This window comes from Thioalkalivibrio sp. ALMg9, from assembly GCF_000380625.1.
Lineage (GTDB): Bacteria > Pseudomonadota > Gammaproteobacteria > Ectothiorhodospirales > Ectothiorhodospiraceae > Thioalkalivibrio > Thioalkalivibrio versutus.
The window spans coordinates 1-16,174 of record NZ_AQYC01000002.1 but is presented as its reverse complement, the minus strand read 5'-3'; the positions used below and the strand labels follow the sequence as shown (position 1 = coordinate 16,174).

The window sequence follows — 16,174 nt, the reverse complement described above, 5'->3', positions numbered from 1 at the left end:
TCGAAGTGCGTGTGCGGGGTAATCGAACCCGGCTTGCACAGCACCTGACCACGCTGGACGTCGTCGCGCTTGGTGCCACGCAGCAGAATGCCGACGTTGTCGCCCGCTTCGCCCTGATCCAGCAGCTTGCGGAACATCTCGACACCGGTGACGGTGGTCTTCTGCGTGTCGCGAATGCCGACGATCTCGATCTCTTCGCCCACCTTCACCACGCCGCGCTCGATACGACCGGTCACCACGGTGCCGCGACCGGAGATCGAGAACACGTCTTCCACCGGCATCAGGTACGCGCCGTCCACGGCACGCTCCGGCTCCGGAATCCAGGTGTCCATCGCTTCGACCAGCTTGTAGATCGCCGGGGCGCCCACTTCGCTCTCGTCACCTTCCAGCGCCTTCAGCGCGGAACCGGTGATGACCGGGGTGTCGTCACCCGGGAAGTCGTACGAGGACAGCAGGTCGCGTACTTCCATCTCGACCAGCTCCAGCAGCTCCGGATCATCGACCATGTCGGCCTTGTTCAGGAACACCACGATGTACGGAACACCGACCTGACGCGCCAGCAGGATGTGCTCGCGGGTCTGCGGCATCGGGCCATCGGCCGCCGACACCACCAGGATCGCGCCATCCATCTGCGCCGCACCCGTGATCATGTTCTTCACGTAGTCCGCGTGACCGGGGCAATCGACGTGCGCATAGTGACGAAGGTCGGATTCGTACTCGACGTGCGCGGTCGCAATCGTAATACCGCGGGCCTTCTCTTCCGGCGCGTTGTCGATCTGGTCAAATGCGCGGGCTTCACTCCCGTACTTCTTGCCCAGCACCGCCGTCATCGCCGCCGTCAGCGTCGTTTTCCCATGGTCCACATGACCAATCGTACCCACATTCACATGCGGCTTCTTACGCTCGAACTTTTCCTTGGACACAGCTCAAACCTCTTTACAGTTCTTTCAAATAACGCGAATTCGGGATCAGGACGCTTTGGCGGCTACCGCCTCGGCGATCTGCGCGGGGGCCTCGGCGTACTTCTCGAATTCCATCGAGTAGGTCGCGCGACCCTGACTCATCGAGCGCAACTGGGTCGAGTAGCCGAACATCTCGGACAGGGGAACCTCGGCCCGCAGCAGCTTCTGCCCGGCGACGTCTTCCATGCCCTTCACCAGGCCACGACGGCGATTGAGGTCGCCCATCACGTCGCCCATGTACTCTTCGGGTGTCTCCACCTCGACCTTCATCATCGGCTCAAGAAGCACGGCGCCGGCCTTCAGCGCGCCTTCCTTGAAGGCCATGGAGCCCGCAACCTTGAACGCCATCTCGTTGGAGTCAACGTCATGGTAGGAACCGTCGAACAGCGTGACCTTCACGTCCTCGACCGGATAGCCGGCGAGCACACCATTGGACATCTGCTCGGCCACACCCTTGTTGACCGCCGGGATGTAGTCCTTGGGCACCACACCGCCCACGATGGCGTTCTCGAACTGGTACCCGCTACCGGGTTCCAGCGGCTCGAGGCGCAGCCACACGTGGCCATACTGGCCGCGACCGCCCGACTGCCGCACAAACTTGCCTTCCTGCTCGACCGTCTTGCGAATGGTCTCGCGGTAGGCCACCTGGGGCTGCCCAACGTTCGCCTCGACCTTGAACTCGCGCTTCATGCGGTCCACCAGCACCTCGAGATGGAGCTCGCCCATACCCGAGATGATGGTCTGACCGGACTCTTCGTCGGTATGCACCTTGAAGGACGGATCTTCCTGCGCCAGCTTGTTCAGCGCGATGCCCATCTTTTCCTGGTCGGTCTTGGTCTTCGGTTCGACCGCGATGGAGATCACCGGCTCCGGGAACTCCATGCGCTCGAGCTCGACCGGGTCATTCGGATCGCACAGCGTCGTACCCGTGTACAGATCCTTCAGGCCCACTACCGCGCCGATGTCGCCTGCACGCAGCTCCTTGATCTCCTCGCGGGAATTGGAGTGCATCTGCAGGATACGCCCAATCCGCTCGCGGCGGTTGTTTTGCGTATTCAGCACCGAGTCTCCGGCCGACAGCACGCCCGAATAAACACGGACGAAGGTCAGGGAACCCACATAGGGGTCGGTCATGATCTTGAACGCCAAAGCCGCGAAGGGCTCGTCGTCCGACGCGTGCTTGGCCACCGGCTCTTCGGTGCCTGCTTTCACGCCCTTGATCGCCTTGACCTCCTCCGGAGAGGGCAGGTACTCGACAACCGCATCCAGCATTGCCTGGACGCCCTTGTTCTTGAAGGCGGAACCGCACAGCATCGGGACAATCTCGAGCGCCAGGGTCCGTTGACGCAGGGCCGACTTGACTTCTTCCTCGCTGAGGTCACCCTCGTTGAGGTACTTGTCCATCAGCTCTTCGTTCGCCTCGGCGGCGGCCTCGAGCATGTTCTCGCGCCACTTGTCAGCTTCAGCCTTCAGGTCATCGGGGATGTCCTTGTACTCGAAGCTGATACCGAAGTTCTCTTCGTCCCAGTAGATCGCCTGCATCTTGACCAGGTCGATCACACCCTTGAACTGGTCCTCGGCGCCAATCGGCAGCTGGATCGGCACCGGGTTGGCCTGCAGGCGCTCCCTCATCTGCTCGTAGACGCGCAGGAAGTCGGCGCCGGCGCGGTCCATCTTGTTGACGAACGCGAGACGCGGCACGGCGTACTTGGTCGCCTGACGCCAGACCGTCTCGGACTGCGGCTGCACACCGCCCACGGCGCAATACACCATGACCGCCCCGTCGAGCACGCGCATGGAACGTTCGACCTCGATGGTGAAGTCCACGTGCCCGGGCGTATCGATGATGTTCACTCGATGCTCGTCGAACTGCTTGGCCATGCCGGACCAGAAGCTGGTGGTCGCCGCGGAGGTAATGGTGATCCCGCGCTCCTGCTCCTGCTCCATCCAGTCCATCGTGGCGGCGCCGTCATGCACCTCGCCGATCTTGTGCGACAGACCGGTATAGAACAGGATGCGCTCGGTCGTCGTCGTCTTGCCGGCGTCGATGTGCGCGCTGATCCCGATATTCCGGTAGCGCTTCAGTGGTGTCTTGCGTGCCACGGTGAGCCTCTCTAAATCTGGTTTACCAGCGGAAGTGAGCGAACGCCTTGTTCGCTTCCGCCATGCGGTGAGTGTCTTCGCGCTTCTTGACGGCCGAACCCTTGCTGTCCGAGGCGTCCATCAGTTCGCCGGCCAGCTTCAGGGCCATGGTGCGCTCGCCCCGCTTGCGGGCGGCCTCGACCACCCAGCGCATGGCCAGCGCATCCTGACGCACCGAGCGCACTTCCACCGGAACCTGGTAGGTCGCACCACCAACGCGGCGGGACTTCACCTCGACACGCGGGCGAATGTTATCCAGGGCGCGTTCCAGCGCACCCATCCCGTCGCCCTGCTTGGACTCGATCTGATCCAGGGCGCCATACACGACCTGTTCGGCGACGGACTTCTTGCCGTCACGCATCACCGTGTTGATGAACTTGGCCAGGCGCTCGCTTCCGAACTTCGGGTCGGGGAGGATGTGACGCTTGGGGGCTGCTGCTCTTCTAGACATGTTTCAGTTCCCGGACTGGATCATGGATCACGGTTAGGATTTGGGACGCTTGGTGCCGTACTTGGATCGGCCCTGCATGCGCTTCTGCACACCCTGGGTATCCAGGCTGCCGCGCACCGTGTGGTAACGCACACCCGGGAGATCCTTAACACGGCCGCCACGAATCAGGACCACCGAGTGCTCCTGCAGGTTGTGGCCTTCCCCACCGATGTAGCTACTAACTTCGTAGCCGTTGGTCAGCCGTACGCGCGCAACCTTGCGCAGCGCGGAGTTCGGCTTCTTCGGGGTGGTCGTGTAGACACGGGTGCAGACCCCGCGCTTCTGCGGGGAACCCTGCAGCGCCGGCACGTCGCTCTTTTCGACGGGGCGCTTGCGGGGCTTGCGTACCAACTGGTTGATCGTGGCCATGAAACCCTTTCTCCTAGCCTAAAAATAACGACAGGCCGGCGCCGAGACCGGACTGTCGAGGGAGCGGAAGTCTAATCGCCGCCCCCGTGAGTGTCAAGGTGGGACGGGTCACTCGGACCCGTCTTCCGTGGTACCCGGGTCGGTCGTAGCCGGTTCGGAGTCGGCGATCACCGCCGGCGCCTCCGCGACCGTCTCGAACTCGGGCATTTCCAGTGCGCGCTTGCGGCGACGCTCCTTGTGATAGGCGAGGCCCGTCCCCGCGGGGATCAGGCGTCCGACAATCACATTTTCCTTCAGGCCGCGCAGATCATCACGCGCACCGCGGGTCGAGGCCTCGGTGAGCACGCGGGTGGTCTCCTGGAAGGAGGCCGCAGAGATGAACGACTCGGTCACCAGCGACGCCTTGGTGATACCCAGGAGCACGCGCTCGTAGGTTGCCGGCTGCTTGTCGGCACCCAGCTGCTCGTTCTCCTCCAGCACCCGAATGCGATCCACCTGGTCCCCGGCGAGGAACTTGGTGTCGCCGGCGTCCTCGATGTTCACCTTGCGCATCATCTGGCGGACGATCACCTCGATGTGCTTGTCGTTGATCTTCACACCCTGGAGACGGTAAACGTCCTGGATCTCCTGGACCTGGTACTCGGCCAGGGTGGTGACACCGCGCAGACGGATGATGTCATGCGGATCCAGCTCACCGTCCACCACGACCTCGCCACGCTCGACACGCTCGCCTTCGAACACGTTCACGGTACGCAGCTTGGGAATCATCATCTCGACCGGGTCACCCTTGTCCGGGGTGATCACGAGACGCTGCTTGCCCTTGGTCTCCTTGCCGAAGGACACGGTACCCGAGATCTCGGCCAGCACCGCCGGCTCCTTGGGACGCCGCGCCTCGAACAAGTCGGCCACACGCGGCAGACCACCGGTGATGTCACGCGTCTTGGAGGATTCCTGCGGCAGGCGGGCAATGACGTCACCCACCTCGACCCGGGCGTTGTCCTCCAGGTTGAAGATCGCATTGGCCGGCAGCATGTACTGCGCGGGCATGTCGGTCCCCGGGATGTACACCTCGTTGCCGTCGTCGTCCAGCAGCTTGACCGTCGGGCGCAGATCCTTGCCCGCCGTAGAGCGGCTCTTCGGATCCAGGACCACGTTGGACGACAGGCCGGTGAACTCATCGGTCTCCTTGGTGACCGTCACGTTCTCCACGAAGTCCGCGAGACGCAGGTTACCGGCCACCTCGGTGACGATCGGATGGGTATGCGGATCCCAGCTCGCGACTTCCTGCCCAGCTTCCACGGCATCGCTGTCGTGGACCGTGATAAGCGCGCCATAGGGAATCTTGTAGCGCTCCCGTTCGCGACCCTGATCGTCGATCACACCCAGCTCGCCGGAGCGCGAGACCGCGACCAGGTTGCCGGCCTTGTTGGTGACCGTCTTCAGGTTATGCAGACGGACAGAACCGGAGCTCTTCACCTGGATCGCACTAACCGTCACGGCCCGGCTCGCGGCCCCGCCAATATGGAAGGTACGCATCGTCAGCTGGGTACCCGGCTCGCCGATCGACTGCGCGGCGATGACGCCCACGGCCTCGCCGGCGTTGACCTCGTGGCCACGCGCCAGATCACGCCCATAGCACTTGGCACAAATGCCCTGGCGGGTCTCGCAGGTAATCGCGGAACGCACCAGCACTTCGTCGACCGAAGCGGCATCCAGGGAGTCCACCATCGCTTCATCGAGCAGCGTGCCGGCGGGGATCAATACCTCATCCGCACCCGGGCGCAGCACGTCGACCGCAGTGGTCCGCCCGAGCACGCGATCGCGCAATGGCTCGACCACGTCACCGCCTTCAATGATGGGCTTCATCAGCAGACCCTGCTGGGTCCCGCAGTCCGGCTGGGTTACCACGACGTCTTGCGAGACATCCACCAGGCGGCGGGTCAGGTAGCCCGAGTTTGCGGTCTTCAACGCCGTATCGGCCAGCCCCTTACGGGCGCCGTGGGTGGAGATGAAGTACTGCAAGACGTTCAGACCTTCGCGGAAGTTCGCCGTGATCGGCGTCTCGATGATCGAGCCGTCCGGCTTGGCCATCAGGCCACGCATGCCGGCCAGCTGACGGATCTGCGCGGCGGAGCCACGCGCACCGGAGTCGGCCATCATGAAGATCGAGTTGAACGAGTTCTGCTCGACCGTCTCGCCATCCTTGTTGACGACCTTCTCCTTGCCGAGCCGCTCCATCATGGCCTTGGCGACCTGGTCATTACAGTGAGACCAGATATCCACGACCTTGTTGTAACGTTCGCCCTTGGTCACGAGACCCGAGGCGTACTGGTTCTCGATCTCCTTAACCTGTTCTTCGGCGCCCTGCAGGATCGGCTGCTTCTCGTCCGGGATCACCATGTCGTCGGCGCAGAAGGAGACGCCGGCACGGGTGGAGTAATAGAAGCCCGCGTACATCAACTGGTCCGCGAACACCACCGTATCCTTCAGACCCAGGCGGCGATAGCACTGGTTGATCAGGCCGGAGATCGCCTTCTTGTTCAGCTCGCGGTCGATCAGCTCGAACGGCAGACCCTTGGGCATGATGCGCGACAGAATCGCGCGACCCACGGTGGTCTCCAGGCGCAGGTACGGCAGGCTCTCGCCCTCGCTGACCTCGGCCATGGTGTCGCCAATCCGCACGGTAACGCGCGCGTGCAGATCCACCAGCTTGTGCTCGTAGGCGCGGTGGACTTCATCCACGTCGGCGAACGTCATGCCTTCGCCCTTCGCGTTCACCTTCTCGCGCGACAGGTAGTAGAGCCCCAGGACAATATCCTGCGACGGCACGATGATCGGCTCGCCGTTGGCCGGGGACAGCACGTTGTTGGAGGACAGCATCAGCGTGCGCGCCTCCAGCTGGGCCTCCAGCGACAGCGGCACGTGCACGGCCATCTGGTCACCGTCGAAGTCCGCGTTGAACGCGGCGCAGACCAGCGGGTGCAGCTGGATCGCCTTGCCTTCGATCAATACCGGCTCGAACGCCTGGATACCCAGGCGGTGCAGGGTCGGCGCGCGGTTCAGCATGACCGGGTGCTCGCGGATCACCTCTTCCAGGATATCCCAGACCTCGGGACCTTCCTTTTCCACCGCCTTCTTCGCGGCCTTGATGGTGGTCGCGAGACCACGGCGCTGCAGCTTGCCGAAGATGAACGGCTTGAACAGCTCCAGGGCCATGCGCTTGGGCAGACCGCACTGGTGCAGGCGCAGGGTCGGGCCCACCACGATCACCGAGCGACCGGAGTAGTCGACACGCTTGCCCAGCAGGTTCTGGCGGAAGCGGCCCTGCTTGCCCTTGATCATGTCGGCCAGGGACTTCAGCGGGCGCTTGTTGGTACCGGTGATGGCACGGCCGCGACGGCCGTTGTCCAGCAGCGCGTCCACGGACTCCTGCAGCATGCGCTTTTCGTTGCGCACGATGATGTCCGGGGCATTCAGCTCCAGCAAGCGACGCAGACGGTTGTTTCGGTTGATCACCCGGCGGTACAGATCATTGAGGTCGGACGTCGCAAACCGGCCGCCATCCAGCGGCACCAGCGGACGCAGGTCCGGCGGCAGTACCGGCAGCACCTTCATGATCATCCACTCCGGCTTGTTGCCGGAATCGAGGAAGGCCTCGACCAGCTTGAGCCGCTTGCCGAAGCGCTTGATCTTGGTCTCGGAACCGGTCTCGGTCAGGTCCTGGCGCAGCTTCGTCGCCTCGGCCGGCAGATCCATTTCCTTCAACAGGCTCAGCACGGCCTCCGCGCCCATCAGCGCGGTGAAGTCGTCACCGTGCTCTTCCATCGCCTCGAGGTATTCCTCGTCGGTCAGGAGCTGGCGCTTCTCCAGCGTGGTGAAGCCCGGATCGGTGACGATGAAGGACTCGAAGTACAGGACCTTCTCGATGTCCTTCAGGGTCATGTCGAGCAGCAGGCCGATACGGGACGGCAAGCTCTTCAGGTACCAGATGTGGGCAACCGGCGAGGCCAGGTCGATATGGCCCATGCGCTCGCGCCGGACCTTGGTCTGGGTCACTTCGACGCCGCACTTCTCGCACACCACGCCACGATGCTTCAGGCGCTTGTACTTGCCGCACAGGCACTCGTAGTCCTTCACCGGCCCGAAGATCTTCGCGCAGAACAGGCCATCACGTTCCGGCTTGAACGTCCGGTAATTGATGGTTTCCGGCTTCTTCACCTCGCCAAAGGACCAGGAACGGATCTGGTCCGGGGACGCAAGACCGATGCGGATCGCATCGAACTCTTCCGGCTGGGTCTGTTGCTTGAACAGATTCAGGAGGTCTTTCATTCGCTTGCCTCACAAACTTGGTTTCGAGGGGCGCACTGCGCCCCGTCGGATCACAATCGGATCGGAGAAGATCAGTCCTGCTCGAGCTCGATATTGATGCCGAGCGCCTTGATCTCCTTCATGAGCACGTTGAACGACTCGGGGACGTTGGCCTCCATGTGGTGCTCACCGTCAACGATGTTCTTGTACATCTTGTTGCGGCCCTGCACGTCGTCCGCCTTCACCGTCAGCATTTCCTGCAGCGTATAGGCGGCGCCGTAGGCCTCCAGTGCCCAGACCTCCATCTCGCCGAAGCGCTGACCACCGAACTGCGCCTTGCCGCCCAGCGGCTGCTGGGTGACCAGCGAGTACGGGCCGGTGGAACGTGCATGCATCTTGTCGTCGACCAGATGGTTCAGCTTCAGCATGTGCATGTAGCCCACGGTGACCGGGCGGTCGAAGCCGTCCCCGGTGCGCCCGTCGTACAACTGGGCCTGCCCCGTTTCCGGCAGGTCCGCCAGACGCAGCATCTCCTTGATCTCGGCCTCTTCGGCGCCGTCGAACACCGGCGTCGCCATCGGCACGCCACCGCGCAGGTTGCGGCACAGGGTGATGATCTCGGGGTCCGACATGGAGTCGAGGTCCACCTTGCGTTCGCGGTTGTTGTAGATCTTGTCGAGGAACTCGCGCAGCTTCGCGATCTCGGCTTGCGCCTCGAGCATGCGGTTGATCTTGTGACCGAGACCTCGGGCCGCCCAACCCAGGTGCACTTCCAGCACCTGGCCGACGTTCATGCGCGAGGGCACGCCCAACGGGTTCAGCACCACGTCGACCGGGGTACCGTCCTCGAGGAACGGCATGTCCTCTTCCGGCACGATCATCGAGATCACGCCCTTGTTTCCGTGGCGACCGGCCATCTTGTCGCCCGGCTGCAGGCGGCGCTTCACGGCCACGTAGACCTTGACCATCTTCTGCACGCCTGGCGGCAGGTCGTCGCCCGCGGCCAGCTTGGCCTTCTGGTGCTCGAACTTCTTCTCGAACGCCTCGTGCTGATCCTTGATCTGGCGACCCAGGTCTTCCAGCTGGCTGTTGACCGCATCGTCCTGCAGGCGGACCTCGAACCACTTGTCGCGGGACAACCCCTGCAAATACTTCTTGGTCACCTTGGAGCCATCACCCAGCCCATCCGGGCCACCGGCGGCGGTCTTGTTGACCAGCAGCCTTTCGACGCGGGCGTAGATGTCATCCTCGTAGATGCGCAGCTGGTCCTTCAGGTCCTTCTGCACAGCGGCGAGATCGTCGGCCTCGATCGACCGGGCGCGGGCGTCTTTCTCCACACCGTCGCGGGTGAAAACACGCACGTCGATCACCGTCCCCTCGATGCCGGACGGCACACGCAGGGAGGTGTCCTTCACGTCCGAGGCCTTCTCGCCAAAGATCGCCCTCAGGAGCTTCTCTTCCGGCGTCAGCTGGGTCTCGCCCTTCGGCGTGACCTTGCCGACCAGGATGTCGCCCGGGTTCACCTCGGCCCCGACGTAGACCACGCCGGACTCGTCCAGCTTGTTCAGCAACGACTCGGAGACGTTCGGGATATCCGCGGTGATCTCTTCCTGGCCAAGCTTGGTGTCACGAGCGACACAGTTGAGCTCCTCGATGTGGATCGTGGTGTAACGATCCTCCTGCACCACGCGCTCCGAGATCAGAATCGAGTCCTCGAAGTTGTAGCCATTCCAGGGCATGAACGCGACCATCATGTTCTGCCCCAGCGCGAGCTCGCCCAGATCCGTGGACGAGCCATCGGCAATCGCGTCACCGCGGGCGATTTCGTCGCCCACCGCAACCAGAGGACGCTGGTTGATGGAGGTGTTCTGGTTGGACCGCGAGTACTTGGTGAGGTTGTAGATATCCACGCCCGGCTCGCCGGCGACGGTTTCGTCGTCGTTCACACGGACCACCACACGACCGGCGTCCACCGAGTCCACCGTACCGCCGCGCTTGGCGACGATCGCGGAGCCGGAGTCGATGGCGACGGCGCGCTCGATACCGGTACCCACCAGCGGCTTGTCGGCCCGCAGGCACGGCACGGCCTGACGCTGCATGTTCGCGCCCATCAGGGCGCGGTTGGCATCGTCATGCTCCAGGAATGGCAGCAACGCGGCGGCCACGGACACGATCTGCTTTGGCGAGACGTCCATGTACTGGATCTTGTCCGGAGACGAGATCGTGAACTCCTCCTGGTGACGGCAGGACACGAGGTCATCGCTCAGGCGACCTTCCTCGTCCATCGCCGCGTTCGCCTGGGCGATCACGTACTGGCTTTCTTCGATCGCGGAGAGGTAGACGATCTCCTCGGTCACCTTGCCCTCTGCGACCTTGCGATACGGCGTCTCCAGGAAGCCGTAGCGGTTGGTGCGGGCATACACGGCCAGCGAGTTGATCAGACCGATGTTCGGGCCTTCCGGAGTCTCGATCGGGCACACGCGACCGTAATGCGTCGGGTGCACGTCGCGCACTTCGAAGCCAGCACGTTCGCGGGTAAGTCCGCCCGGACCCAGGGCCGAGATACGCCGCTTGTGCGTCACCTCGGACAGCGGGTTGTTCTGGTCCATGAACTGCGACAGCTGGCTGGACCCGAAGAATTCCTTGACCGCGGCGGCCACCGGCTTGGCGTTGATCAGTTCCTGCGGCATCAGGCCTTCGCTCTCGGCGACGGTGAGACGCTCCTTGACCGCGCGTTCGACACGCACCAGGCCCAGGCGGAACTGGTTTTCCGCCATCTCGCCCACGCTGCGGATGCGGCGGTTGCCCAGGTGGTCGATGTCATCGGTACGGCCGTTGCCGTTACGCAGGTCAATCAGCACCTTGAGGACATCCAGGATGTCTTCCGGCGACAGCACGCCCGCGCCCTCGTCGGTATCGCGACCCACGCGGCGGTTGAACTTCATCCGGCCCACGGCGGACAGGTCGTAGCGATCTTCCGAGAAGAACAGGTTGGAGAACAGGTTCTCCGCCGCGTCCTTGGTCGGCGGCTCGCCCGGGCGCATCACGCGGTAGATCTCGACCTGGGCCTCCAGCTGGCTCTTGGTCGGATCCAGACGCAGCGTATCCGACATGTACGGACCGTGGTCGTAGTCGTTGGTGTAGATGGTCTCCAGCGACTTCACGCCCTCGGCGCGCAGCTTGTCGAGCATCTCCTGGGTCAGGGCGTCATTGGCATTGGCGATCAGTTCCCCGGTGGACTCATCCACCACGCCCTTGGCCAGCACCCGACCCAGCAGGTATTCGTCCGGCACCCGCAGGGTGTTGATGCCGGCCTTCTCGATCTCCCGGATATGGCGCGGCGTAATACGCCGACCGGCCTCGACAATGACGGTTTCGCCATCGGTAATGTCGATCACGGCAGTCTCGCCGCGCATGCGCTCGGGGATCAGGTCCAGCTCGCCGCCGTCATCGTCGAGGGTGAGCTGATTGAATTCGAAAAAGGTGGTGAGGATCTCTTCGGTATCCATACCCAGTGCGCGCAGCAGGATCGACGCCGGCAGCTTGCGGCGACGGTCGATGCGCACGAAGACCCCGTCCTTGGCGTCGAACTCGAAATCGAGCCAGGAGCCGCGGTACGGAATAATGCGGGCGTTATAAAGCAGTTTCTGTGCACTGCCCTGGGTCTTGCCCTTGTCGCTGTCGAAGAACACGCCCGGCGAGCGGTGCAACTGCGACACGATTACGCGTTCGGTACCGTTGATGACAAAGGTGCCGTTCTCGGTCATGAGCGGCATTTCGCCCATGTAGACTTCCTGCTCCTTGACCTCCTTGACCACGGTAGAACCCGCCGGGGCTTCCTTGTCGTGGATCACCAGGCGCAAGAGGACACGCAGCGGGGCCGCATAGGTCACGCCACGGATCTGGCATTCCTTCACGTCGAACATCGGTTCGCCCAGGCGATAGCTCACATACTCGAGCTGGACATGACCGGAATAACTGACGATGGGGAAAACCGACTGAAACGCCGCATGCAAGCCCATCGGATCCCGCCCGTCGGACGCTCGGTCCGCCTGCAGGAAATCCCGATAGGAGGTCAGCTGGGTTTCCAGCAGGTACGGGACTTCGAGGATCTGGGGACGCTTCCCGAAGTCCTTGCGGATACGTTTCTTTTCGGTATAACTGAGGGCCATGGCTTACCTCGGAGGCTAGCTGAACAACGCGCGACAAAACACGCGCCACCACGGGCTGAGGCTGGCGACCAAACGGCCGCCAGCCTCAGGGCTTCGTGATGTACACGAAAACAACAGGCGCAAGCGCCTTCTTACTTCAGTTCGACGGTGGCGCCCGCGCCTTCCAGCTCCGCCTTCATCTTCTCGGCCTCGTCCTTCGGAGCGCCTTCCTTCACGGTCGCCGGCACGCCTTCGACCATTTCCTTGGCTTCCTTCAGACCCAGACCGGTCAGGCCGCGGACGACCTTGATCACGCCGACCTTGTTCTCGCCGAAGCTCGACATCACGACGTCGAACTCGTCCTTGACTTCAGCGGCAGCGGCTTCGCCACCAGCGGCAGCCGGGGCGGCCGCAACCGCGGCAGCGGCGGACACGCCGAACTTCTCTTCCATCTCGCTGATCAGGTCCACAATCTCCAGGACCGTCATGTTGCCGATGGCTTCCAGGATATCTTCTTTCGAAACGGCCATTTCTTAATCTCCTAACGGGTCGAGCCCGAATTCATTCAGTACATGCTGCAGAAGCAGGCTTGAAGGGTTCTTCAGGCTGCCTGCTTCTGATCACGGATTGCTGCAACGGTACGCACAAGCTTGCCCGGGACTTCGTTCACCGTACGGGCGAACTTGTCGAGCGGTGCCTTCATCGTGGCGAGCAGCTGCGAGAGCGCCTCGTCACGGGTCGGCAGGCTCGCGAGGCGATCGAGATCGTTCGCCCCCAGGAGCTGCCCACCAAAGGACACCAGCCGGACCTTCAGCTGATCGTTTTCCTTGGCAAAGTTCTTCACCAGGCGTGCCGCGGAGCCAGGCTCCTCTTCACTGAAGGCAAGGATCAGCGGACCCTGCAGCTCGGGCTGCATGCACGCGAAATCCGTACCCTCAATGGCACGCTTGGCGAGGTTGTTCTTCACCACCCGCAGATAGACCCCGGTAGTGCGGGCCTGCCGACGAAGGTCGGTCATCTGCGCGACCGAGAGACCCCGGTACTCCGCGGCGACCGCGGAATGCGCCGAGGCAGCAACCGTAGCCAGCTCCGAGACAATCGCCTTCTTGTCGTCGAGATTCAAAGCCACGTTGACTCTCCTCTAGTAAGACCACCCGGAGGTGATCGTGAAACCGGGCGAACCCGGCACTTCGGTGCTCCCGTCGCAGGTACTTCCTGAATCGGGTGACACCATCTGCGCAGGCTGGGGTATTAAGCCGGGCCCTGGAGCTCGGCGCCTGCGGTCTTGGATGGCGTGCCGCTTGCGCGACAGCCGACCAAAAACCTTATTTTCTTGCTTAGAGCTCCAACGAGCCCTGATCGACCTTGACGCCCGGACCCATGGTGGTCGAGACGACCACGGCCTTGACGTACTGCCCCTTGGAGGTCGCCGGCTTCATCTTCAGCAGGTCGGCCAGCAGGGCGTTCAGATTGTCGGTAAGCGAATTCGTGTCGAAATCGGCCGCGCCAATAGTGCAGTGGACGATGCCACCCTTGTCGGTGCGGTAGCGCACCTGACCACCCTTGGCATTGGTCACCGCGGTGGCCACATCCGGGGTCACGGTGCCGACTTTCGGGTTCGGCATCAGGCCGCGCGGGCCGAGAATCTGGCCGAGCTGGCCGACCACGCGCATCGCATCCGGGGAGGCGATCACCACGTCGAAGTCCATCTGGCCGGCCTTCACCTGTTCGGCGAGGTCGTCCATGCCGACGACATCGGCCCCGGCTTCCTTGGCGGCATCGGCGTTCGCACCCTGGGTGAACACGGCCACGCGCACAGTCTTGCCATTGCCATGCGGCAACACGGTGGAGCCGCGCACCACCTGGTCGGATTTGCGCGGGTCCACGCCGAGGTTCACGGCAACGTCCACCGACTCGCGGAACTTGGCCTTGGGCAGGTCACGCAGGAGATCAAAGGCTTCGGTGACCGGATACAGGTGACCCGGCTCAACCTTCTCGCGATAGGCCTGCATACGCTTGGAAAGCTTCGCCATGTCAGAGACCCTCCACTTCGAGGCCCATACTGCGGGCACTGCCGGCGATGGTACGCACGGCGGCTTCGAGATCAGCCGCGGTCATATCCGGTTCCTTGGTCTTCGCAATTTCTTCCAGCTGGGCGCGCGTCACGGTGCCAACCTTGTTGGTGTTCGGCTGACCGGAACCGGACTGAATGCCGGCCGCCTTCTTCAGCAGGACCGCCGCCGGGGGCGTCTTGGTAATGAACGTGAAGCTGCGATCCGCGTACACGGTGATCACCACCGGAATCGGCAGACCGGGCTCCATCTCCTGGGTCTGGGCGTTGAACGCCTTGCAGAACTCCATGATGTTCACGCCGCGCTGACCCAGCGCCGGGCCCACGGGCGGGCTCGGGTTGGCCTTGCCGGCCGCTACCTGAAGCTTGATATACGCTTCGATTTTCTTTGCCATGAGGACTCCCTCGGGTGCGAACGCCTTGCGGCTCCCCGATCAACAGGTGATGACGCTTGCGCGTCTCAGGTTTTCTCGACTTGGTGGAACTCGAGTTCCACGGGCGTCGACCGCCCGAAAATCTGAACCGCCACGAGCAGACGACTCTTGTCGTAGTTGACTTCTTCGACCACGCCATTGAAATCGTTGAACGGGCCGTCGATTACGCGGACCATCTCGCCCACCTCGAACAGCACCTTCGGACGCGGCTTCTCGGCGCCTTCCTGCATGCGCTGCAGAATCGCGTCGGCTTCCTTGTCGCTGATCGGCGCCGGACGGTCCGCGGTGCCACCGATGAAGCCAAGCACGCGCGGCACGGCCTTGACCAGATGCCAGGCCTCGTCGTTGAGGTCCATCTGAACCAGGACATAGCCGGGGAAGAACTTGCGCTCACTCTTGCGCTTCTGGCCGTCCTTCATCTCGACGACCTCCTCGGTGGGCACCAGGATTTCGCCAAAATGGTCCTGCATGCCGAAACGCTCGATGCGCTCCTCCAGGGACCGCTTCACCTGTGCCTCGAAACCCGAGAATGCCTGTACGACGTACCAGCGTAGTGCCATGGGGAAAATCCTGCTGCTTATCCGATGAACCGACTGATGCCCCAGCCCAGGAACATGTCCAGGAGCCAGAGCATGATCCCCACCAGGATCACGACGGCAATGACGATCAGCGTGGTCTGGGTCGTCTCTACGCGGGTGGGCCACACCATCTTGCGCACCTCGGTGCGCGCGTTGCCCATAAAGCCGGCGAGCTGGCTGCCCTTGGCGGTCGTCATCGCGATCCCGATGGCGACCCCCACGACGGCAAGCAGCCCGAGGACGCGAATCAGAGTGGATTCGTCCTGGAACCAATAGAAGCCCATGACGCCGGCAATCAGCAGCGCCACGGCCACCGCGAGCTTGACGGTATCAAGCACGCCGGTCTGTTCCGATTGTTCACTCATGAATACGTATCACCCGGTGCTGCCGCCATCTCGAAGATGGCAGGCCAGGAGGGACTCGAACCCCCAACCTGCGGTTTTGGAGACCGCTGCTCTGCCAATTGAGCTACTGGCCTAGAAATCGAATCGACAAGAAACAAACGCGAGAGACGACGCACGCGGCGCCGCCTCTCGCGGTCAGTCTGTCAACTTGTCTACTGTATCACTCGATGATCTTGGAGACGACGCCGGCGCCCACAGTGCGGCCGCCTTCGCGGATCGCAAAGCGCAGACCGTCTTCCATCGCGATCGGATTGATCAGGGACAC

Annotated in this window: 12 protein-coding genes, 1 tRNA gene and 1 pseudogene; all 14 read right to left on the bottom strand. The window is 62.9% G+C overall.

The features are described from left to right. A partial coding sequence (gene tuf, locus F792_RS0100080; RefSeq protein ID WP_018167861.1) for an elongation factor Tu occupies window positions 1-923 on the bottom strand: 923 nt, incomplete at its 3' end. A gap of 45 nt (window positions 924-968) precedes the next feature. Further along, complete coding sequence (gene fusA, locus F792_RS0100075) at window positions 969-3,065, bottom strand: elongation factor G (protein WP_018167860.1); 2,097 nt, start codon at window positions 3,063-3,065, stop codon at window positions 969-971. A 22-nt stretch (window positions 3,066-3,087) separates the two neighbouring features. Next, window positions 3,088-3,555: a 30S ribosomal protein S7 gene (gene rpsG, locus F792_RS0100070; protein ID WP_018143874.1), complete on the bottom strand. Its 468-nt coding sequence runs from the start codon at window positions 3,553-3,555 to the stop codon at window positions 3,088-3,090. Between the two features lie 33 nt (window positions 3,556-3,588). Then, window positions 3,589-3,963 carry a 30S ribosomal protein S12 gene (rpsL, locus tag F792_RS0100065; protein WP_018143873.1) on the bottom strand — a complete coding sequence of 125 codons (375 nt, stop codon included), beginning with the start codon at window positions 3,961-3,963 and terminating at the stop codon, window positions 3,589-3,591. A gap of 108 nt (window positions 3,964-4,071) precedes the next feature. After that, window positions 4,072-8,292 (bottom strand): DNA-directed RNA polymerase subunit beta', encoded by a 4,221-nt coding sequence (gene rpoC / locus F792_RS0100060; protein WP_018167859.1) that lies wholly within the window; start codon window positions 8,290-8,292, stop codon window positions 4,072-4,074. 71 nt (window positions 8,293-8,363) lie between these two features. After that, window positions 8,364-12,443, bottom strand: coding sequence for a DNA-directed RNA polymerase subunit beta (gene rpoB / locus F792_RS0100055; RefSeq protein ID WP_018167858.1), 4,080 nt, complete (start codon window positions 12,441-12,443; stop codon window positions 8,364-8,366). Window positions 12,444-12,574: 131 nt separating this feature from the next. Continuing rightward, on the bottom strand, window positions 12,575-12,952 hold the full coding sequence (gene rplL / locus F792_RS0100050; protein WP_018143870.1) for a 50S ribosomal protein L7/L12: 378 nt from the start codon (window positions 12,950-12,952) through the stop codon (window positions 12,575-12,577). Between the two features lie 71 nt (window positions 12,953-13,023). Continuing rightward, window positions 13,024-13,545 (bottom strand): 50S ribosomal protein L10, encoded by a 522-nt coding sequence (gene rplJ / locus F792_RS0100045; protein WP_018167857.1) that lies wholly within the window; start codon window positions 13,543-13,545, stop codon window positions 13,024-13,026. 214 nt (window positions 13,546-13,759) lie between these two features. Further along, the gene (rplA, locus tag F792_RS0100040; RefSeq protein ID WP_018167856.1) at window positions 13,760-14,455 is read right to left on the bottom strand and encodes a 50S ribosomal protein L1; all 696 of its coding nucleotides are present in this window, start codon (window positions 14,453-14,455) and stop codon (window positions 13,760-13,762) included. Between the two features lies 1 nt (window position 14,456). After that, the gene (gene rplK, locus F792_RS0100035; protein WP_018167855.1) at window positions 14,457-14,888 is read right to left on the bottom strand and encodes a 50S ribosomal protein L11; all 432 of its coding nucleotides are present in this window, start codon (window positions 14,886-14,888) and stop codon (window positions 14,457-14,459) included. A 65-nt stretch (window positions 14,889-14,953) separates the two neighbouring features. Continuing rightward, window positions 14,954-15,487: a transcription termination/antitermination protein NusG gene (gene nusG, locus F792_RS0100030; RefSeq protein ID WP_017940468.1), complete on the bottom strand. Its 534-nt coding sequence runs from the start codon at window positions 15,485-15,487 to the stop codon at window positions 14,954-14,956. Between the two features lie 17 nt (window positions 15,488-15,504). After that, the gene (gene secE, locus F792_RS0100025) at window positions 15,505-15,870 is read right to left on the bottom strand and encodes a preprotein translocase subunit SecE (protein ID WP_018167854.1); all 366 of its coding nucleotides are present in this window, start codon (window positions 15,868-15,870) and stop codon (window positions 15,505-15,507) included. A gap of 37 nt (window positions 15,871-15,907) precedes the next feature. Beyond that, window positions 15,908-15,983 (bottom strand) — tRNA-Trp (locus F792_RS0100020). A gap of 86 nt (window positions 15,984-16,069) precedes the next feature. After that, window positions 16,070-16,174 (bottom strand): annotated as a pseudogene (locus F792_RS14350) (elongation factor Tu); the annotation flags it as partial.